Origin of the sequence: Roseovarius sp. A-2 (assembly GCF_002072155.1) — a bacterium.
In the GTDB taxonomy this organism is placed as follows: Bacteria; Pseudomonadota; Alphaproteobacteria; order Rhodobacterales; family Rhodobacteraceae; genus Roseovarius.
In genome coordinates this window covers 38303-57463 of the sequence record NZ_BDIY01000002.1, presented here as the reverse complement: position 1 = coordinate 57463, position 19161 = coordinate 38303, and the positions used below count along the sequence as shown (strand labels likewise).

General features: G+C 64.7%; 18 protein-coding genes and 1 pseudogene. 5 read left to right on the top strand and 14 right to left on the bottom strand.

Features of this window, described 5'->3' with window-relative positions; genetic code table 11:
* The first annotated feature begins 48 nt into the window (after positions 1-48).
* Positions 49-972 carry a M23 family metallopeptidase gene (locus tag BHD06_RS03585; RefSeq protein ID WP_254892302.1) on the top strand — a complete coding sequence of 308 codons (924 nt, stop codon included), beginning with the start codon at positions 49-51 and terminating at the stop codon, positions 970-972.
* A gap of 7 nt (positions 973-979) precedes the next feature.
* On the opposite strand, the gene BHD06_RS03580 is transcribed toward BHD06_RS03585, so the two are convergent.
* The 3 genes from BHD06_RS03580 to BHD06_RS03570 all read right to left on the bottom strand — a co-directional run bounded on the left by BHD06_RS03580 (position 980) and on the right by BHD06_RS03570 (position 4777).
* Complete coding sequence (locus BHD06_RS03580) at positions 980-2962, bottom strand: peptidoglycan -binding protein (RefSeq protein ID WP_080455627.1); 1983 nt, start codon at positions 2960-2962, stop codon at positions 980-982.
* Positions 2963-2964: 2 nt separating this feature from the next.
* Positions 2965-4185, bottom strand: a complete 1221-nt coding sequence (locus BHD06_RS03575) for a biopolymer transporter ExbB (RefSeq protein WP_080455626.1) — start codon at positions 4183-4185, stop codon at positions 2965-2967.
* Between the two features lie 67 nt (positions 4186-4252).
* Complete coding sequence (locus BHD06_RS03570; RefSeq protein WP_080455625.1) at positions 4253-4777, bottom strand: gamma-glutamylcyclotransferase; 525 nt, start codon at positions 4775-4777, stop codon at positions 4253-4255.
* Positions 4778-4850: 73 nt separating this feature from the next.
* Between BHD06_RS03570 and BHD06_RS03565 the strand changes: the two genes are divergently transcribed.
* Entirely contained in the window at positions 4851-5852 is a 1002-nt protein-coding gene (locus BHD06_RS03565; protein ID WP_080455624.1) for a DUF2125 domain-containing protein, read from the top strand.
* 4 nt (positions 5853-5856) lie between these two features.
* Here the strand turns inward: BHD06_RS03565 and nusB are convergent, their stop codons facing one another.
* The 7 genes from nusB to BHD06_RS03530 form a co-directional block, all read right to left on the bottom strand.
* A complete protein-coding gene (gene nusB / locus BHD06_RS03560) occupies positions 5857-6339 on the bottom strand; it encodes a transcription antitermination factor NusB (RefSeq protein WP_080455623.1) in 483 nt (160 codons plus the stop codon).
* A complete protein-coding gene (locus tag BHD06_RS03555; protein ID WP_080455622.1) occupies positions 6336-6881 on the bottom strand; it encodes a 6,7-dimethyl-8-ribityllumazine synthase in 546 nt (181 codons plus the stop codon). The genes nusB and BHD06_RS03555 overlap by 4 nt, the downstream gene beginning before the upstream one ends.
* Positions 6882-6884: 3 nt before the next feature.
* Positions 6885-8036, bottom strand: coding sequence for a 3,4-dihydroxy-2-butanone-4-phosphate synthase (gene ribB / locus BHD06_RS03550; protein WP_080455621.1), 1152 nt, complete (start codon positions 8034-8036; stop codon positions 6885-6887).
* A 93-nt stretch (positions 8037-8129) separates the two neighbouring features.
* Entirely contained in the window at positions 8130-9410 is a 1281-nt protein-coding gene (locus tag BHD06_RS03545) for a DUF3422 family protein (protein WP_080455620.1), read from the bottom strand.
* A 224-nt stretch (positions 9411-9634) separates the two neighbouring features.
* Positions 9635-11119: an NAD(P)(+) transhydrogenase (Re/Si-specific) subunit beta gene (locus tag BHD06_RS03540; protein WP_080455619.1), complete on the bottom strand. Its 1485-nt coding sequence runs from the start codon at positions 11117-11119 to the stop codon at positions 9635-9637.
* A gap of 12 nt (positions 11120-11131) precedes the next feature.
* The gene (locus BHD06_RS03535) at positions 11132-12706 is read right to left on the bottom strand and encodes a Re/Si-specific NAD(P)(+) transhydrogenase subunit alpha (protein WP_080455618.1); all 1575 of its coding nucleotides are present in this window, start codon (positions 12704-12706) and stop codon (positions 11132-11134) included.
* A 128-nt stretch (positions 12707-12834) separates the two neighbouring features.
* Positions 12835-13287: an isoprenylcysteine carboxylmethyltransferase family protein gene (locus BHD06_RS03530; RefSeq protein ID WP_080455617.1), complete on the bottom strand. Its 453-nt coding sequence runs from the start codon at positions 13285-13287 to the stop codon at positions 12835-12837.
* A 77-nt stretch (positions 13288-13364) separates the two neighbouring features.
* Between BHD06_RS03530 and BHD06_RS03525 the strand changes: the two genes are divergently transcribed.
* Entirely contained in the window at positions 13365-14117 is a 753-nt protein-coding gene (locus tag BHD06_RS03525) for an SDR family NAD(P)-dependent oxidoreductase (protein ID WP_080455616.1), read from the top strand.
* 5 nt (positions 14118-14122) lie between these two features.
* Here BHD06_RS03525 and BHD06_RS22885 read toward each other — a convergent pair.
* The 4 genes and pseudogenes from BHD06_RS22885 to BHD06_RS03505 all read right to left on the bottom strand — a co-directional run bounded on the left by BHD06_RS22885 (position 14123) and on the right by BHD06_RS03505 (position 17027).
* Positions 14123-14473 (bottom strand): annotated as a pseudogene (locus tag BHD06_RS22885) (sodium:calcium antiporter).
* 117 nt (positions 14474-14590) lie between these two features.
* The gene (locus BHD06_RS03515; RefSeq protein WP_080455614.1) at positions 14591-15565 is read right to left on the bottom strand and encodes an SIS domain-containing protein; all 975 of its coding nucleotides are present in this window, start codon (positions 15563-15565) and stop codon (positions 14591-14593) included.
* Between the two features lie 75 nt (positions 15566-15640).
* Entirely contained in the window at positions 15641-16309 is a 669-nt protein-coding gene (locus BHD06_RS03510) for an NnrU family protein (RefSeq protein ID WP_080455613.1), read from the bottom strand.
* A gap of 34 nt (positions 16310-16343) precedes the next feature.
* Positions 16344-17027, bottom strand: a complete 684-nt coding sequence (locus tag BHD06_RS03505) for a 5-formyltetrahydrofolate cyclo-ligase (protein ID WP_254892301.1) — start codon at positions 17025-17027, stop codon at positions 16344-16346.
* Between the two features lie 252 nt (positions 17028-17279).
* Between BHD06_RS03505 and BHD06_RS03500 the strand changes: the two genes are divergently transcribed.
* Positions 17280-18194: an MBL fold metallo-hydrolase gene (locus BHD06_RS03500; RefSeq protein WP_080455612.1), complete on the top strand. Its 915-nt coding sequence runs from the start codon at positions 17280-17282 to the stop codon at positions 18192-18194.
* 4 nt (positions 18195-18198) lie between these two features.
* Complete coding sequence (locus BHD06_RS03495) at positions 18199-19143, top strand: MBL fold metallo-hydrolase (protein WP_080455611.1); 945 nt, start codon at positions 18199-18201, stop codon at positions 19141-19143.
* Positions 19144-19161: the final 18 nt, after the last annotated feature.

Below are 19161 nucleotides of genomic sequence, written 5' to 3'. Positions count from 1 at the left end.
CGTCGGGCTTATGCCCTTTTCGCGATACTGACACTGGCGGCGGCCCAAATGGCCGCCGCCGATGCGCCTCGCCTCGCCCTGCCGATCGACTGCACCCTGGGAGAGGACTGCTATATCGAGGATTACGTCGATACCGATCCCGGCCCCGGTCAGCGTGATTACATGTGCGGCCTCAAGAGCCGCGACGACCATCGCGGCACTGATTTCATGCTCCCGTCTTTCGAGGCAATGCACACCGGCGTCAATGTTATCGCCGCCGCCCCCGGCACCGTTGCCGCCACCCGCGACGGCATGGCAGATACCCCCGTCACGGCCGCGACACGCGATGCAATCCGGGGCCGCGAATGCGGCAACGCCGTGCGCGTCGATCACGGCGACGGCTGGCAGACGCTCTACTGCCATCTCAAGCGCGGATCGATCAGCGTGCGTCAAGGCGACAGGGTGACGACGGGCGATATCCTGGGCCAAGTCGGTTTGAGCGGGCTGACGAACGCCCCGCATGTCCATCTCGGCGTGCTGAAGGATGGCGATATCGTCGATCCCTTCCATCCCGATGATGTCACGCAGTGCGGCCAACAAACCGATGGCGGCTTGTGGCAGGACCCATCAGACTATACCCGTTCCGGCCTCTTCACCGCCGGGTTCTCCACCGCTGTCCCCGCCTTCGAGGCGGTGCAATCCGGCGCGGCGCGCGTGCACGAAACGCCAGCCGATCAGCCACTGGTGCTTTATGGCCACGTCTTTTACGCACAGCCAGGCGATCGTCTGACTCTCACGGCCCGAGGCCCCGAGGGCGAGATTTTCCGCCACGATATCACGCTCGACGCCCCGAAGGCGCAGCTTTTCCGCGCCTTCGGGCGCAAGGCTCCCGCGACCGGATGGCCCGCCGGGGCCTATCGCGGCTATGTGCGGCTGATGCGCGGTGACACGCTTCTGGCTGCGCGCCACGCCGAAATCACCGTGACACCCTGACGCGCGCCTATCGCGTGGTCAGCTTCAACTCGATCCGCCGATTCTGCGCGCGGGCCTCGGGCGTGTCGGCGGGATTGACCGGCTGATACTCGCCATAGCCATTGGCCGACAGCCGCTCTGGCGGGAAGCCGAGGAAATTCGTCAGATAGCGCACCACCGACAGCGCCCGCGCCTGGCTCAGCGCCCAATTGTCGGCAAAGCGCGCGCCCTCCATGATCGGAACATCGTCGGTATGGCCGTCCACCTGAAGCACCCATTCGATACCCTCGGGGATCTCGTCGATCACGCCGCGCAGGATGTCGGCGACCTTGGCAATCTCCAACTGGCCGACGCGTGAAAGCTCGGCTGCGCCGGGGGCAAAGAGCACCTCGGAGGAAAACACGAACCGGTCGCCGACAATCTGCACGCCCTCCTGATCGCCCAACACATCCCGCAGCCTGCCAAAGAATTCCGATCGGTATTTCTCCAGATCCTCCTTCTCCGCCGCCAACCGCTCGCGCTCGGCCTCCAAAAGCCGTGCGCGCTCTTCCTCGGCCTGACGGCGCCGTCGTTCCTCTGCCGCCACGCGGGCCAATGCGGTATTGAGTTCATTGCCGAGCGATTGCAACTGCACCTCGGCCTCGGCCTCGCTTTCGCGGGCCTCATCCAGCAGCCCCTGCAACTGCGACAGCTGATCGCGCAGCGCCGCCACCTGCTGATTGAGCAGCGCCTGCTCTCGCTGCGCCGCGCTCACCGCCGCCTGCTCCTCGGTCAGCTCGTCGCGCGTCTCGGCCAGACGATCGCGCGCCGCCGACAGCAGCGCGGCGCGCGCCTCGGCGGCGCTCATCTGCTCTTGGGCCTGCGCTTCGGCGGCGCGCTGTGCCGCAAGCGCCTGCACAAGCTGCGCACGCACCTCCTCCTCGGTGGCCTGTGCCTCGTTCTCCACTGTCTGCTTCTCGGCCACCGCCTGGGCCAGTTGCCCCTCCAGCCTACGTATCCGCGTCTGTGCCTCGGCAAGCGCCGCACGGGTGTCCTCCAGCGTGCCGGTAGCCTCCGCCTCGCCGCTCTGCGCGGCGTCGAGCGCAACCTCCAGCCGGGCGATCTCGGCCTCGCGCGCCTCGGCACCCTGTTCGGCCTGCAAAAGCGCCTGCGCCAACTGGCTGTTGAGATCCTCGCGGGCGGTTTCGGCGGCGGCCAGCAGGGTGAGGGTTTCCTCGGCCCGCTGGCGCTGCTCCTCCAGCGCGAGGGTCATCGACGTGAGTTCCGCCTGCGACGCCTGCAGCCGCTCGCGCAGGGCCTCGGCGGCGGCGGCCTCTGCGAGGCGCGCCTGTTCTTCCTCATTCAATTCGTCCTCGAGCGTCGCCACCTCGGCACTGAGCGCGGCCTGCGCCTCTCCGGCCTCGGCATTACGCGCACGCAAATCCGCGACCAGTGCATCGAGCGCCTCGCGTCGCGACGCAGCAAGACGCGCGGCCTCGGCCTGGGCGTCAACCTCATCACGCAGGCTGGCTAGGGCGAGATCGAGCTGTTCGGTTTCGCTGAGCAGTTCGTCGCGACGCTCCTCCAGACCGGCGATGCGGTCCTGTGCCGTCTCGCGATCCGACAGCAGGCCCGCCACCTGCTCCTCGAAACTGGCGATACGGCCCTGCGCGGTCTGCAAGGCCTGCGCCCGCTCGGCACTCTGCGCCCGCAGGCTCTGGATCAGGGCCGCCTGCTGCTCCTGCCGCTCGCGCGCATCGCCCAATGTGGCGGTGAGCGCACCAACGCGACCTTCTAGCGTGGCGTTGCGGTCCTGCTCCAGTCCCAGGGCAAGGGACAGCGCCGACACCTCGGCCGACAGCGCATCGAGCTTGGTTTCCTGCCCGCTGATTTCCTCGCTCAGCACGAACTGCACCACCATGAAGATCGTCAGCACGAACATCAGCACCAGCAGAAGGCCGGTCATCGCATCCACGAAGCCGGGCCAGATCGCACCTTGGAACCGGGCCCCTGTGCGCCGCGAGAGCGCCATGATCAGCCCTCCCCGTCGCTATCCGCTTCAGGCCGCAGGGGGCGCACACGGCGCGGGCCTGCCTCGCGCGCCTGTCCCATCAACCGCGTCAGCGCGGCAAGATCGGTACGCAACTCGGTCATGGTCTCCTGCCGTCCGGCGCTGATTTCCTCAAGGATGCGCAGCATCTGCACGTCGATCGAGCGCAGGCGCATGCGGCTTTCGGCATCAAGCCCCTCGTTGGGGGCCACCTCGCGGCTCTCCAGCGTCTCGATCAGCCGTTCCTGCCCCTCAGCCATCCGCATCAGCGCCACCTGCACCGGGTTCTGATCGCTCATCCGGTGGGTGAGGCGTTCGATGGAATCCGCCAGAACGCCCAGTTTCTGATCGACCATGGCGCGGCTCATGTCCGATTGGCCGAGCATGTTCTGCAAGGCGTCCATCTGCTCGGCCATGTGGTCAAGTACATGCGCCACAGCGTCTTGCTCACCACCGCCCTCGCCGTCGCCGCTGGCAAAGCCAACGCGGGTTATGGTCGACATCCATTCTTCCAACTCGCGGTAGAACCGGTTCTGCCCGTGGCTTGCAAACAGTTCCAGCAGGCCCACCACAAGCGATCCCGCCAGCCCCAGAAGCGACGAAGCAAAAGCCACGCCCATACCGCCAAGTTGCGCCTCGAGCCCGGTCATCAGCCGGTTGAAAACGGCGATCCCCTCCTCTCCCTCCTGCGGCGCAAGGCTGCGGATCGTGTCCACAACTGCGGGCACGGTCGTGGCGAGGCCGTAGAAGGTGCCCAGAAGCCCGAGAAAGATCAGCAGGCTCACGATATAGCGGGTGATCTCACGCGCCTCGTCGATGCGTTGCGCGACCGAGTCAAGGATCGAGCGCGCCGAGGTCGAGGCGATCTGCATGCGCTTGCCGCGTGAGCGCAGCATCGTCGCGAGCGGCGCCAGCATCGAGGGCGCGTGCGTCAACTCATGGCCCGGCACCTGCGCAGCAAATCCTTCGATCCAGCGGGCCGAGCCGATCAGCTGAAACACCTGCCAGAAGGTCGCGATCACCCCGATCACGAAGACGCAGAAGATGAACCCGTTAAGCCAGGGATTGGCCTCGAACACCGGAAGCACACGCGGCAGTGCCACGAACGAGCCGAGTCCGGTCAGCACCAGAACGATCACCATCAGCACGATCTGGCGATAGGGGTATGAGAATTGCGGCTCGACCTCGCGGTCCGGCTGGTCCATCTGGACGCTCCCGACACGTTGATTTATGGGGCCAACCCTACGCGTCTTGGCCGGTCAAGCCAAGGACTTATCCACACAGATGCCGCACCCGGCGAACCAGCCAATCCAGCTCCTTGTCGTGGATGCCAAGCTGTTTGAGATGCGCGGTGGTGTTGAAGAGATACTCGGTATTCGGACCGCGACCGCCCACGGCGAGGGCGATGATTTGCGCCTGTTCCTCAAGGTCAAGCCCGCCGCAATACTGCACGTGCCCGGCATCGACCACATAGGTCACCGCCTCGACCTGCCGACCGTCGTCAAGCCCGATCTCCAGCCGCTTTTCCAGATAGGCCGAGGAAATCAGTTCCCGCTCGCGCAGATAGGCGAGCACAGTATCGGCCTCTTCGGGGCGCGCCCGCAAGGCGACACCGTGGCACATCGCCCCGGGGGCCGCATCGAGGGCCAGAACGAGGCCGGGATTGTCATCCGTTCCACGGTGGTGGACGGAGCGCATGCAAAAGCTGCGGTGATACTCAGGCAGCCGCGCGATCACGCGTTCCGCGACATCAAAGCCCGGATTCCACACCAGCGATCCATAACCGAACACCCACATATTGATTATCCCTGTTCCTCGCGCATGGCCCCCTATAAACACGTTTCCGAACAGGCATGAAAGGGGCGTGCGCATGCGATTTCTGCTGGCCGTCATCGTGATCGCGACACTGGGGTGGTCGGGCTACTGGTTCGTCGGGCAGCGCGGGCTGGAACAGGGCTTTGCCCATTGGTTCGAGGGTCGCCGCGCCAAAGGCTGGGTTGCGGAAACCTCGGATCTCGACGTGCAGGGCTTTCCCAACCGGTTTGACACCGGCTTTACCGACCTGATGCTGGCCGATCCCGCGACAGGGCTGGCCTGGGAGGCCCCCTATTTTCAGTTGAGCGCGCTCAGCTATCAGCCCAATCACGTGATCGCGGTCTGGCCCGAAACGCAGTTGATCGCCACCCCGCAAGAGAAATTCCGCGTCGACGCGCGCGACATGCGCGCCAGCCTGCGCATCGCCCCCGACACGCGGCTGGCCCCGCGCAACCTCACGCTGACGGCCGACTTCTTGCAGGTGACACCCGAGGTTCGCCCCGACGAGACCACGGCGCTGACCTCGCTGACCCTTGCGGTCGAGCAGTTGCAGGAACGCGACTATCGCCTCGGGCTGGCCGCCGAAGGGCTGACGCTGGCCCCGCCCTGGCGCGACCTGCTCGACCCCGATGGCGAGTTGCCTGCGCAAATCTCGAACCTCACCGCCGATCTGACCGTCAGTTTCGACAAGATCTGGGACCGCAGCGCGGTCGAGGATGCTCGCCCGCAACCCACATATATCAAGGTGGCGCTGATCGATGGCCGGTGGGGGCAGTTGCACCTGCAGGCAGCGGGCGAAGTGGCGGTGACACCCGACGGGCTGCCTGAGGGCGAGATCACGCTCAAGGCACGCAATTGGCGCGACATGATCGCCCTGGCGCAAGCCTCAGGCGCGCTGCCCGAAGGCATGGCGCAGACGGTCGAAAACGGTCTGGAACTGCTGGCCCGGATGAACGGAAATCGCGAGACGCTGGATGTTCCGCTGAGCTTTCGCGGCGGGCGCATCCTGCTCGGCCCGATCCCGATTGGCCCTGCCCCGGTGTTGCGCCTGCGCTGAGGGCTCAAAATGCTTCGGGCTTGGCCTCGCGCGCCATGTGGTCGAGCACAGCGTTGACGAATTTTGATTCCTTACCCTCGGGGTAGAACGCCTTGGCCACATCCACGAATTCCATGATCACGACGCGGGGCGGCGTGTCGGACTGGATCATCTCGGCCCCGGCCGCGCGAAACAGCGCGCGTAGCGTGGGATCAATCCGGGAAATCGGCCATTTGGCGACGAGCGCCCGGTCGGTCATCTGGTCGATCTTGGCCTGCCAGTTCACCGCGTCGTCGATCAGCTTGCAAAAGAGATCAACGTTGCCCTCGGCCATGTCGACACCCTCTTCCACTTCGGCCCCGAAGCGGTGGTCGAGAAACTCCTGCCGCACCGCGGTCGAGCTTTGCTGCGAATGCTCCATCTGAAAGAGTGCCTGCACGGCATACATGCGCGCGGCGGATCTCATCTGACGTTTACGATTGCCGGAAAGGGCGGGGTCGGTGCTCATACCTTGGGCGTGTCCTTCGCATCGCCCGCGAGGCGGATTTCCTCGGTCGCGGGCTTGAACCCCACGCCTTTGCGCGGGCCGCCCCATTTACGGGCCAATGCCACCAGATGCAAGGCTGCAGCGGCTGCGCCTGCGCCTTTGTTCATGGCCTCGGGATCGGCGCGCACCTCGGCCTGTGCGCGGTTTTCGACCGTGAGGATGCCGTTGCCGATGCACAGCCCCTGAAGCCCCAACAATGTCAGCCCGCGCGAGCTGTCGTTGCAGACGGTTTCGTAATGCGTCGTCTCGCCCCGGATCACGCAGCCAAGCGCCACGTAGCCGTCAAAGTTGGACATCCGCTCTGCGATGCCGATGGCGGTGGGCAGTTCCAGCGCGCCGGGCACCTCGGCGATCTCGTAGGTGCTACCGGTTGCCTCGATCTCCGCACAAGCGCCCTTGATCAGGTTGTCAGCGATGTCGCGATAGAACGGGGCCACTACGATCAATAATTTTACAGGCTTGTCGAACTCGGCGCGCGGCAGGGTGTATTCATGCTCGGCCATGCTTCACTCCTCGGTCAGGGGTTGGGTGCCGGTGATCGAAATCCCGTAGGCATCAAGGCCCAGATAGCGCGTATTCGGACTGTCGGTCAAAAGGACAAGCTCGTGAATGCCCATGGTTGCCATGATCTGTGCGCCAAGGCCGGTCTGCTTGACGGTGCGCGGCGTGTCCTCATCCTCCATCTCGCCCGCCAGCTTGGGGCGCGGCTGACGGAACAGGAACACCGCGCCACGCCCCTCGCGCGCGATGATCTCCATCGCCCGAGGCAGCTTGCCGGTGGGGCCGTCGCTGCGCTTGTCAAGTCCGATGCCCAAGACGTCCTCCAGCGCGTTGAGCGCATGCGCGCGCGCCAAGACGGGCCGTCCGTCCGACACGTCGCCCTTGGTCAGCACCACATGCTCCGTGCCGGTGATCTGATCGGCGAAAATGCGCATCTGCCATTCGCCGCCATGGCTCGAGGTGACGGTCTCGTGCCCGGTCTCGGTGATCAGGTTGTCATGCTTGTGGCGATAGGCGATCAGATCGGAAATCGTGCCGATCTTCAGATCATGCGCCTTGGCGAACTCGATAAGGTCGGGCAGCCGCGCCATGCTGCCATCCTCTTTCATGATCTCGCAGATCACGCCCGAGGGATTCAGCCCGGCCAGCCGCGCGATATCCACCGCGGCCTCGGTATGGCCTGCGCGCACCAGCACCCCGCCGCGCCGCGCGCGCAGCGGAAAGACATGGCCCGGCGTAGCAATCGCCGCCATGGTATTCTGCTCGTTGATCGCGGTGGCGATGGTCAGCGCACGGTCACCGGCAGAAATGCCCGTGCTCACGCCCTCGCGCGCCTCGATCGAGACGGTAAAGGCGGTCTCATGCCGTGAGGAATTGTTCACCGCCATCATCGGCAGGCCTAGCCGGTCGATCCGCTCGGCGGTCATCGGCAGGCAAATCAACCCGCGCCCGTGCAGCGCCATGAAATTCACCGCCTCAGGCGTGGCGAATTCGGCGGCGATCACCAGATCGCCCTCGTTCTCGCGATCTTCGTGATCGACGAGGATGAACATACGGCCCCTGCGCGCCTCTGCGATGATGTCTTCGGTGGGCGCGATGGCATGGCGCAGGTCGGCCTCGACGGGGCCGGGTTTCTCGAACGGAACGGTCTCGGACATGGGCGTGTCCTCCGGGGGTGTTTCAACCCGGCCCGGATATCGCAGGCGCGGCGCAATGGCCAGAGGGGAATGCCCGGTGACGCGGCGGCGCGCTCAGTGGATCTTGTTGCGGATGCGCTGCACCATCCACCAGACGAGGCCCACCACAGGCAGGGTCACCGCAGCGGTAACCATGCCCTTACTCACGTCCAGCATGTCAGTCAGCGGATAAAGCAGGTAGCCTGCCAGGGACACGGCATAATAGCTGATCGCCACCACCGACAGCCCCTCGACGGTGCGCTGCAGGCGCAATTGCAGATCGGCGCGCCTGTCCATGCTCTCCAATAGCGCCTGGTTCTGCGCGCTGCGTTCCACATCGACGCGGGTCTGCAGGAGTTCGCCCGCGCGCATCGCCCGGTCCGCCATCGCCGAAAGCCGGTCCTTGGTGGCGCGCACGGTGCGCATCGCCGGGTCATAGCGCCGCATCATGAATTCGGCAAAGGTCTGGCGACCCTCGAACCGCTCCTCGCGCAGCACCGCGATCCGCTGGTTGACGATCTGCTCATAGGCCGCTGTTGCCCCAAAGCGAAACGAGGATTGCGCGACCAGCGATTCGAGCTCCGCCGAAACGCGCAAGAGGCTCTGCAGGGTCTCTTCGGCGGGCTGCGTGCCGCCGGTCATGTCGTCGATCAGGCGGCTCAACTGGCTGTCGGTCTCGCCCATCTGGCGACCCATCTCGCGCACCCGGGCAAAGCCCAGCATCGACATCGCCTTGTAGGTCTCGATCTCGCAGATGCGCTGCACCACGCGCCCGATCCGCCGCTCCCCGGTGCTCGGGGCCACATGCAGGGAAAACCGCAGGTGCCCCGCCGGATCGACCCGGAAATCACCGGCCATCACGGCGGCATCGTCCAGAACGCGCGCCATGGCGACGCTTTCATCCACGAACCAGTTGTCGATGTCGGCGCGCGTCGCGTCGCGGCTGGCCCACGGCACCACCCGGATCATCGCCGAGGTGATACGCACCCCCGGTGCCTTGGCAAGCCACTCCTCCGGGAACACCTCGAAATCCACGGGATCGAAGGGGCGCGAACTGACCCCATCGGTAAAGACCGTGTAGGTCACCATCTCGGTATGGCTTTCCCATTTCAGGCTGTGCCGTCCGATCTCTCCGAAATAATGCGTGGCGCCGGGCTGTGGATGCTTGGTCCCGTAGCGATCCAGCAGCGCCGTCAGATGCGCCAGATCCGCCGCACGGTCGCGCTTTGCGGCGTCACTCGGCTGCTTGATCGCGAGAAACACTGCCGTACACGGCGCCTTGAGTGACGGGAAGGGGCGCGCGTGCAACTCGTTCGCCAAGTCATAGCGCAGCGGATGATCTTCGATTGGGGGCATGCGCCGATCTCCTGATCCTTGCCGCTGCATACCGCGCCCGGATTGCGCGTGAAAGCGTTTTTTCTTTCATCCCCAATGATTTAGCGGGACACAATCGTATACTGCACATCGCTTGGGCGTCTTCTTGGTGAAAATACTCCACATCCGGCACCCGCCAAAGGCGAAACCCAAGCAAAAGGGGCGCAGCCTTGCGGCCACGCCCCTTTTTAGAACCTGTGTCAGGATCACTCGATCTTGCTCAGCAAGCTCGAGATGCTGTCTTTGGCATCGCCATAGAACATCCGCGTGTTTTCCTTGAAGAACAGCGGGTTCTCGATGCCGGAATAGCCGGTGCCCTGCCCGCGCTTGGAGACGAACACCTGCTTGGCTCTCCACACTTCCAGCACCGGCATCCCGGCGATGGGGCTGTTGGGATCGTCCTGCGCCGCCGGGTTTACGATGTCGTTGGAGCCGATGACGATCACCACATCGGTGTCTGGGAAATCCTCGTTGATTTCGTCCATCTCCATGACGATGTCATAAGGCACCTTGGCCTCGGCCAAGAGCACGTTCATATGCCCCGGCAGACGGCCCGCGACCGGGTGGATGGCAAAACGCACGTTCTTGCCACGGGCGCGCAGCTTGTTGGTCAACTCGCTGACCGCACCCTGCGCCTGCGCCACCGCCATGCCATAGCCCGGCACGATGATGACTGAATCGGCCTCGTTGAGCGCGTTGGCCACGCCATCGGCGTCGATGGCGACTTGCTCGCCCTCGATCTCCGCTGCGGGGCCCGACGCGCCGCCAAAGCCACCGAGGATCACGCTGACGAACTGCCGGTTCATCGCCTTGCACATGATGTAGCTCAGGATCGCACCTGAGGAGCCCACAAGCGCGCCCACCACGATCAGCAGGTCATTGCCAAGGCTGAAGCCGATCGCCGCCGCCGCCCAGCCCGAATAGCTGTTGAGCATCGAGACCACGACGGGCATGTCGGCGCCACCGATCCCCATGATCAGGTGATAGCCGATAAAGAGCGCCAGCAGCGTCAGCGCCACCAGCGTCCAGATGCCGGCCCCGCCCAGATACATCGCGGCAAAGAGCAGCGACAGGCCCGCAGCGGCCGCGTTTAGCATATGCCCACCCGGCAGCTTTTGGGCGGCGCTGTCGACCTTGCCCGCCAGCTTGCCATAGGCGATCACCGAGCCGGTGAAGGTCACCGCGCCGATCCACACGCCAAGCACCAGCTCGACCCGCAGGATACTGACCTCGACGGCAGTTTTCTTGGCCACGATGGCGGCAAAACCCGAGAAGGTCTTGGCAAAGGCCGCGGCCTCGGCCACCGCCGTTTCGGGGCGCGGGAAGGCAAAGCCCTCGGCGGTAAACGCAGCAGCAACGCGGGTCAGCTCGATATCGGCGTTGAAGCCCACGAAGACCGCCGCGAGGCCGACCATCGAATGCATGATCGCCACGAGTTCGGGCATCTGCGTCATCTGCACCCGCGTGGCCAACTGATAGCCGATAAGGCCACCGCCCGCGATCAGGATCAGCGACAAAAGCCAAAGCCCCGCACCCGGCCCGATCAGCGTGGCGATGACCGCGATGGCCATGCCGGTGATGCCGTACCAGACGGCGCGCTTGGCGCTTTCCTGCCCGCTCAGACCACCAAGACTGAGGATGAAGAGAATCGCCGCGACCACGTAGGCCGCAATGGTAAATCCGTAATCCATTGTCGCCTCCGATCAGGATTTCTGGAACATGGCGAGCATGCGCCGTGTCACGAGGAAGCCGCCGATGATATTGATCGAGGCCATGAACACCGCCGCAGCGGCGAGGATGGTGATCAGGATCGAGCTGGATCCGATCTGCATCAGCGCGCCCAGGATGATGATCGAAGAGATCGCGTTCGTGACCGCCATCAGCGGCGTGTGCAGGCTGTGGCTGACACCCCAGATCACCTGGAAGCCGACAAAGACCGACAGCACGAAGACGATGAAATGCTGCATGAAGCTGGCAGGGGCCACCAAACCGACGGAGAGCAGCAGCGCCGCCCCGACCGCGAGCAGCGTGACCTGCTGCTTGGTCTGCGCCTTGAAGGCCGCGATTTCCTCGGCGCGTTTTTCTTCCGGCGTCAGCTCCTTGGCCTTTTCCTTGGGCTTTTGCGCGGCAATCGCCGCAATCTTGGGCGGTGGTGGCGGGAAGGTCACCTCGCCCGCGTGGGTCACCGTCGCGCCCCGGATCACGTCATCCTCCATGTTGTGATTGACCTGACCGTCCTTCTCGGGCGTGAGGTCGGTCATCATGTGACGGATGTTGGTGGCATAAAGCGTCGAGGATTGCGTCGCCATCCGGCTCGGGAAGTCGGTATAGCCGATGATCGTCACGCCATTGTCGGTGACGATCTTCTCGTCCATCACCGTCATCTTGCAGTTGCCGCCCTTTTCAGCGGCCAGATCGACGATCACCGAGCCACGCTTCATCGCCTTGACCATATCCTCGGTCCAAAGCTCGGGGGCCTCGCGATTGGGGATGAGGGCCGTGGTGATGACGATATCGACCTCGGGGGCCAGTTCGCGAAACTTGGCCAGCTGCGCCTCGCGGAACTCGGGCGAGGAGACCGAGGCATAGCCGCCCGAGGCCGCGCCATCCTGCTGCTCTTCCTCGAAATCGAGATAGACGAATTCCGCGCCCATCGATTCGACCTGTTCGGCCACTTCGGGCCGCACGTCGAACGCATAGGTGATCGCGCCAAGGCTGGTGGAAGTGCCTATGGCGGCAAGCCCCGCCACGCCCGCGCCAACGATCAGCACTTTCGCGGGGGGCACCTTGCCTGCGGCTGTGATCTGTCCGGTAAAGAACCGGCCAAAGTTGTTGCCAGCCTCGATCACCGCGCGATAGCCCGCGATATTGGCCATGGAACTGAGTGCGTCCATCTTCTGTGCGCGGCTGATGCGCGGCACCATGTCCATCGCGATGACCGACGTGCCCTTGTCGGCAATCGTCTTCATCTGTTCTTCATTCTGCGCAGGCCAGAAGAAGGAGATCAGCAATTGCCCCTCGCGCAGGCGCTTGGCCTCTGTCTCGGTGGGCGGGCGCACCTTGGCCACCACATCGGCGGCCTTATAGAGCTGTGCCGCGCTCTTGATCACCTCGACACCGGCCTCCTTGTAGGCGGCGTCCGAAAAACCCGCGGCGGCCCCGGCCCCGGCCTCGATGGCGCAGTCATAGCCGAGTTTTTGCAATTGCAAGGCCGAGTCAGGCGTCATCGCCACCCGGTTCTCGCCCTCGAGCACTTCCTTTGGCGTTCCGATCTTCAAATCTGTGTCCCCCCTTGGCAGATCACGTGTTCTTATGGCTCCGCTCTCGCGGAATGCCGGTTTCCTTATCCCGAAGGTCGTTATTTCACACTATTTCACGAGTGGCGATATCAAGATTGTCGCGGTTTCTACACCCAACGTCTGGTTTTTTCGCAATATCGGGCGAATTCCATGCGGAATGTGCGGCGCATCCGGTCCTCTTCGGGAATGACAAAGCGTTTCTCGATTACCCAGACGAAGACGGGAATCAGCGGCAGCGACAGAACCGCATCCCATCGCAGGATCAACCCGGCGAGGATCAGCGCGTCCCCGAGATAGATCGGATTACGCGACCGTTTGAAGATTCCGGACTGTATCAGACGCTCGGGCGTCTCATGCGGTACGATGGTGGTCTTGTAGCGCCGAAATTCCATCGCCGCCATCACGATGAGCAGCAGACCGCCCCCCACCAGAAGCCCGCCAAGCATATCCGCCCATGTCTCGCCAAAGCCCAGGCCCATGGGATATTGCGCCGCCTGCAGCCATGCCAGAGCGAGAAACCCCACGAGCCAGACCGGAGGCAGGTCGATCCATTTGAGCATTTGCGCCACGTCCTTTCCTCTGCGGTTGTCACCTTGCGGAACGGGTTTACACTAGCGTCAGAATTGAGGGAGGCAACATGGCACTTGGTGGTAAACACGCACTGGTCACCGGCGGTGGCAGCGGCATCGGACTGGCGATTGCCCGCGCGCTTGCCTCCGAGGGGGCCGAGGTCACGATCACCGGGCGGCGCGCCGCGGTTCTGGAGGAGGTGGCGGACCATGGCCTGCACCCGCTGGCGATGGACGTGACCGACGAGGCTCAGGTGGTGAATGGCGTGGCACGCGCCGTTGCGCTGCGCGGGCCGGTGCAAATCTGCATTCCCAACGCGGGCATCGCCGAGGGCCGCGCATTGCACAAGACCGATGCTGCGTTCTGGCGGCAGATCATGGCCACCAATCTGGACGGGGCCTTCTACACGGTGCGCGAATGCCTGAGCGGCATGCGCAAGACCGATTGGGGCCGGGTGATCGCGATTTCCTCGATTGCCGGGCTCAAGGGTCTGAAAGGTGCGTCGGCCTATAGTGCCAGCAAACACGGCATAATTGGCCTGATCCGCAGCCTGAGCGAGGATTATCTCGGCACGCCCTTCACCTTCAACGCGATCTGCCCGGGCTATGTCGATACCGAGATCGTGAGCCGCAATGTGACCGCGATCTCCGAACGCGCGGGCGTCTCGGCAGACGAGGCGCGCGCCATGATGGTCAGCGCGAACCGCAACAACCGCCTGATCGCCCCGGAGGAAGTTGCCCGCACGGTGCTGTGGCTCTGCGGTCCGGGATCAGGCAGCGTCAACGGCCAGGCCATCGAGATCGCGGGCGGGCAGGTCTGAGCGACTCAACCCTGTGCCAGCAACAGCGACACCGCGTTCATCACCGGCAGATCGAACGCCAGAAAGCGCCCGGCCACCGGGATTGGCGCGATGACCGCCGTTGCCCCGAGATTCCCGAGGATATTATAGACGTTGGAGTTCAGAACGTTGCCAAGCGCGATATCCGGTACACCGCCTCACGCCGCATCCACTGAGACCAGAAATTCCGGCGTCGAGGTGCTGAAGCCGACCACCGTCAACCCGATCAGCAGGGGCGGGATCGACAGGCGTCGGGCGATGCCCACGCTGCCGCTCACAAGCGCCTCGCCGCCAATGAACAGGGTGCCCTGCCCGGCCAGCAGATAGAGATAGCCCAAAATTCCGGTCTCCCCGGGGCGGTGTGTCGCCCCGCCGTCGCAAGTGTGCATGGGCGCGGCGCGCGGCCAGAGGCGCGGCGGGTTTATTTCACGCGAGCGTTACCGGATCCGGCCGGCTCAGGCCACCCCGGCGCGCAGGCAGTCGTGGATATGCACCAGCCCGCACAGCATCCCGTCCTCCTCGACGACCAGCAGCGAGCCGATCTTGTGCCGGTTCATCACGCCCAGGGCTTCTGACACCAGCATTTCGGGTTTCGCGGTGCGCGGATCGGCGGTGGCAACAGTGCCTGCGTCGCGGCCCATCAGCCCGTCCAGATTGCGCCGCAGATCGCCATCGGTGATGACCCCGCGCAACTGGCCGTTCTCGGCCACCGCCACGATGCCGAAGCCCTTGGCGCTCATCTCGATCAGGGTCTCACCCATCGACGTGGCAGGCGTGACTACCGGCAGGGCGGTGCCGATATGCATGACATCGCGCACCCGCAGGAACTGCGCCCCGAGCTTGCCGCCCGGGTGAAAGACGTGGAACGCATCCGCCGCAAAGCCGCGCCGCTCCATCAACGCCACTGCAAGCGCATCGCCGAGCGCCAACGCACAGGTGGTCGAGGTCGTGGGGGCCATGCCGATCGCGCACGCCTCGGGCATGTCCGGCAGGATGAGCGCCACATCTGCCTGCCGCGCCAGCGTGCTGCCCGCGACCCGCGTGATTGCGATCATCGGGATACCGAAGCGGCGGGCATATTGGAGCAGATCCGACAGTTCCCGGGTCTCACCGGAATTCGACAAGAGCAGGCAGACATCATCCCCCGTCACCATGCCGAGGTCGCCATGGCTCGCCTCGCCCGGATGCAGGTAGAGCGCGGGCGTCCCGGTCGAGGCTAGCGTCGCCGCGATCTTGCGCGCCACGTGCCCGGATTTGCCCATGCCCGACACCACCACGCGCCCGCCCGCGCCCAGCATCAGCTCGGCCGCGCGGGCAAAGCCTTCGGGCGGGGTCTCGGCCATGACCCCGAGCGCGTCCGCCTCGAACCGCAGCACACGCGAGGCCGTGGCGCGCAGTCGATCTTGCGCGGTCTTGTCGCTTGCCGTCATCAGTCGATCCTCTCGCCGCCTTCGTCAGCAGGGGCTTAGCGGCGTGACGCGCGCGCGTCCAGCCCGCGCGCGCGCCTAGCCGAGTGGCGAGACGCCAAGAACCGCCGGATGCGCGGCAATGAGCGCCGCGTAAAGCCCGACCCCCAGCCCAAGCCGCACCAGTGCACCGCCCCAGTTGGCCGGGCGCGGCCAAAGCGACGCGGCGGTGACGGCCTCTCGCACGCGGAGCCAGTCTGCGCCCATCTCGCGCCGTTTGCGCCGGTCGATCAGCCTGCCACCCGCCAGGGCGAATACGGCAAAGCTACCGAACAGGATGACATGCGCCAGATCGCCGTTCGGGATCAAGTGACCGACAGCCCAGAGCGCCGTCGCCACAAGAAGCGGATGCCGCATGTAGCGCACGAGCCCCGGCCTTGCCGCGTCAAACCGGTCGTTTCGCGCGCCACCGAACGAGAACGGATTGGGCCGGGCGACGGCAAGGCCAAGGATGAGACAGGCCGCCAACATCAACGTCAGCGTCACATGCGCCTGCCACGGGGTCCAATCCCAGACCGGCACGAAGGGCGCGCGTCCCGCCGCGCCTATCACCCAAACCAGCACCGCTAATGACAATACCGAATAGCCAAACGTGAAGCCGCGTTGCCCTGCATGCGCCACGATCCGCTTCTTGATGGGCGGTCGCACCGGGACCGAATGGCTCAGGAAGAATACGGCGAACGCGACAATAAACTCGGTCCAGCCCATCAATGCAAAACGCGCATCTGCTCGACTAGGCTCCTCAATGCGCACCCCTGTCTGCCATCACCCCCGCCTCGGTCACGATCAGATCGAGCGGTATGTCATGCGGTTGCGGATAGATCGTCGAAAGGCGCGCCTGTGTCAGCCCGATCCCGATTGTCGCCGGGCGCGGATGGCAGACCGCCAGCGTCCGGTCGAAATAGCCGCCACCGTAGCCGAGACGATATCCCTCGTCGGTCCAGCCGATGACTGGCGCAAGCATGATGTCAGGCGTCAGCTTTTCGGCTTCGGGCGGCGGCACGGGAATGTTCCAGTCACCCCGGATCATCTTGGCCTCGGGCGTCCAGCGGCGAAAGGTGAGAGGGCTTGCTTTCTGCTCCACCACCGGCAGGGCAACGGTAACGCCCGCGCGATGCAGCGTCGCCATAAAAGGCCGTAGATCGGGCTCTCCCTTGATCGGCCAGTACGTTGACAGCACCTGCCCCCGCGCGCCGTCGAACCGTGTCTCAATCAGCGTGTGCAGATGTTCGGACAACGCACGCTCCAGGTCCTGCCGCGCGGCAACCCCAAGGGTGGAACGTGCGCCGCGCAACTCCGCGCGCATGGCCCGCCGCCAGCGCATCACGCCCGCCGCCTGCTCCGGTGGATCAAGGTAGGCCGGGTCCAACTCATGCGCCATGCAGGGCGAAGAGGCGTAGGCCTTGGATGCGCGCGATTCGGCCATGGGCGGGTCCTTTCTGCTGAGTGGCAAAGCCCCGCAGGGGCCCTTCTACCTTTGATGGTGAGTTTAAATCTCACAATACGTATTGTAAATGTCAATTCAGGTGACATGCCAGCGACCATGCGCTTCATCTTGGCCTCTCGGCCCGCCCCGTCCCTGCAGTTGGGCTGACCGCCACGCGCATCCATAACCTCTTGTGTTTTCGCGGCGCGCAGCGCATCATATTCATAAATTAGAATTTTAAGGGAGGATGCCATGACATTCACCAGACGCCGGATTTTGGGGGCGATGGGCGCAGGCGCGCTCTGTGGGCTGCCGCGCGCGGGCTTTTCCGCGACCGAAACAACCCTTGGGCAGGCCACGATCACCACGCTCAGCGACGGGCATCTGGTGCTGCCGCGCGATTTCCTGCTGGGTGATCTCGACCCGGCCAAGGCCGCGCCGGTGCTGGCCGAATTCGGCATCACCGGTGACACGATCGCGCCACCCTGCAACCTCACCCTCTACCGCGACGGCACGCGCACGGTGCTGTTCGACGCGGGTTCCGGCCATGCCTTCATGCCAAGTGCCGGTGAATTGCTCGACGCGCTCGCCGCCGTGAACGTGACGCCGGATGACGTGACCCATGTCATCTTCACCCATGCCCATCCCGATCATCTCTGGGGCGTGCTTGACGATTTCGACGACCCCGTTTTCACAAATGCGGCCCACATGATCGGTCAGGCCGAATGGGACTACTGGACAGACCCCGCCACCGTCGACACCATCGGCACGGCGCGCGCGAGCTTTGCCGTGGGCGCGGCACGCCGTCTGGCCGCGATAGAGGACCGAATCGAATTCATCACTGGCGGGCAAGAGGTGCTGCCCGGCATCATGGCACATGACACGCCCGGCCACACGCCCGGCCACATGGCGTTTGAACTGCGGCAGGGGTCGGAGGCGGTGATGGTCATCGGTGACGCCATCGGCAACGGGCATCTCGCCCTTGCCCGCCCCGATTGGGCCAGCGGCTCGGATCAGGATGCCGATCAAGGGATCGCAACGCGGCTGCGCCTGCTCGACCAACTGGCCACCGACAGAATGGCGATGGTCGGCTTTCACCTGCCCGAGGGCGGGCTTGGCCGGGTGGAGCGCAACGGCAACGCCTACCGCTTCGTGGCGGAGGTGTGAGGCGATGCGCACCCTCCTCATAGCCGCCCTTTTCGCCGCAGCCCCCGCGCTCGCCAGCGAGGATATCGCAGATCAGTATCCCGGCTCGCTGCTATACTCCAAGCCGGTGGAATTCATCCCCGGCGTCTGGTCCGCCATCGGGGCCACCGCCCCCCCCACCTACGAGAATGCAGGCCATAACAACAATCTCAGCTTCATCGTCACCGGCGACGGGGTGGTGGTGATCAATGGCGGGGCCTCTTATGGCCTCGCCGAAGCGCTACATGCCGAGATCAAGGCGATCACCGATCAGCCCGTCACCCATGTGTTCAACGAGAATGGCCAGGGCCATGCCATGCTGGGCAATTCCTATTGGGTGGCCCAGGGCGTGCCGGTGATCGCGCATGAGGACGCCCTGCACGAGATCGAGCAATATGGCGGCACCGACCTCGAAACCGCCCGCCGCATCACCAAGGAGCGCGCCGAAGGCACCAAAGTGGTGCCACCGACCGAGACCTTTAGCGACACCTACACGCTCGACATGGGCGATTACCGCATCGAGGCGCGCTATCTCGGCCCCGCCCACAGCCCCGGCGATATCGTGATCTGGCTACCCGGGCAGAGCCTCGTGATCTCCGGCGACATGGCGTTTCACGAACGCATGCTGCCAATCTTTCCCGAGACCATCACCCGCGACTGGTTGGAGACATGGGATGCCGAGTTCGAGGCACTGGGTGCCACCTACGTGATCCCCGGTCATGGCCACCCGACCAACATGGATCAGGTGCGCCGCTATACCAAGGGCTATCTGGAATACCTGCGCGCGCGCATCGGCGAGCATATTGATGACGGCGGCGACCTTGCCGACGCCTATTACGTTGATCAATCCCCCTACCGCCACCTCGACACGTTTGAAGAGCTGGCCACCAAGAACGCGGGTCGGGTTTTCGAGCAGATGGAATGGGAATGATACAAGGCCGGGCGGGGC

What these genes read in the sequence shown, in the direction of transcription:
- BHD06_RS03505 (WP_254892301.1), bottom strand. Translation starts at nt 17,027, where the DNA reads ATGGCCGAATCGCGCGCATCCAAGGCCTACGCCTCTTCGCCCTGCATG.
- BHD06_RS03545 (WP_080455620.1), bottom strand. Translation starts at nt 9,410, where the DNA reads ATGCCCCCAATCGAAGATCATCCGCTGCGCTATGACTTGGCGAACGAG.
- BHD06_RS03575 (WP_080455626.1), bottom strand. Translation starts at nt 4,185, where the DNA reads ATGGACCAGCCGGACCGCGAGGTCGAGCCGCAATTCTCATACCCCTAT.
- nusB (WP_080455623.1), bottom strand. Translation starts at nt 6,339, where the DNA reads ATGAGCACCGACCCCGCCCTTTCCGGCAATCGTAAACGTCAGATGAGA.
- BHD06_RS03585 (WP_254892302.1), top strand. Translation starts at nt 49, where the DNA reads ATGGCCGCCGCCGATGCGCCTCGCCTCGCCCTGCCGATCGACTGCACC.
- BHD06_RS03515 (WP_080455614.1), bottom strand. Translation starts at nt 15,565, where the DNA reads ATGACGGCAAGCGACAAGACCGCGCAAGATCGACTGCGCGCCACGGCC.
- BHD06_RS03555 (WP_080455622.1), bottom strand. Translation starts at nt 6,881, where the DNA reads ATGGCCGAGCATGAATACACCCTGCCGCGCGCCGAGTTCGACAAGCCT.
- BHD06_RS03580 (WP_080455627.1), bottom strand. Translation starts at nt 2,962, where the DNA reads ATGGCGCTCTCGCGGCGCACAGGGGCCCGGTTCCAAGGTGCGATCTGG.
- ribB (WP_080455621.1), bottom strand. Translation starts at nt 8,036, where the DNA reads ATGTCCGAGACCGTTCCGTTCGAGAAACCCGGCCCCGTCGAGGCCGAC.
- BHD06_RS03495 (WP_080455611.1), top strand. Translation starts at nt 18,199, where the DNA reads ATGCGCACCCTCCTCATAGCCGCCCTTTTCGCCGCAGCCCCCGCGCTC.
- BHD06_RS03510 (WP_080455613.1), bottom strand. Translation starts at nt 16,309, where the DNA reads ATGGGCTGGACCGAGTTTATTGTCGCGTTCGCCGTATTCTTCCTGAGC.
- BHD06_RS03500 (WP_080455612.1), top strand. Translation starts at nt 17,280, where the DNA reads ATGACATTCACCAGACGCCGGATTTTGGGGGCGATGGGCGCAGGCGCG.
- BHD06_RS03540 (WP_080455619.1), bottom strand. Translation starts at nt 11,119, where the DNA reads ATGGATTACGGATTTACCATTGCGGCCTACGTGGTCGCGGCGATTCTC.
- BHD06_RS03525 (WP_080455616.1), top strand. Translation starts at nt 13,365, where the DNA reads ATGGCACTTGGTGGTAAACACGCACTGGTCACCGGCGGTGGCAGCGGC.
- BHD06_RS03530 (WP_080455617.1), bottom strand. Translation starts at nt 13,287, where the DNA reads ATGCTCAAATGGATCGACCTGCCTCCGGTCTGGCTCGTGGGGTTTCTC.
- BHD06_RS03565 (WP_080455624.1), top strand. Translation starts at nt 4,851, where the DNA reads ATGCGATTTCTGCTGGCCGTCATCGTGATCGCGACACTGGGGTGGTCG.
- BHD06_RS03570 (WP_080455625.1), bottom strand. Translation starts at nt 4,777, where the DNA reads ATGTGGGTGTTCGGTTATGGATCGCTGGTGTGGAATCCGGGCTTTGAT.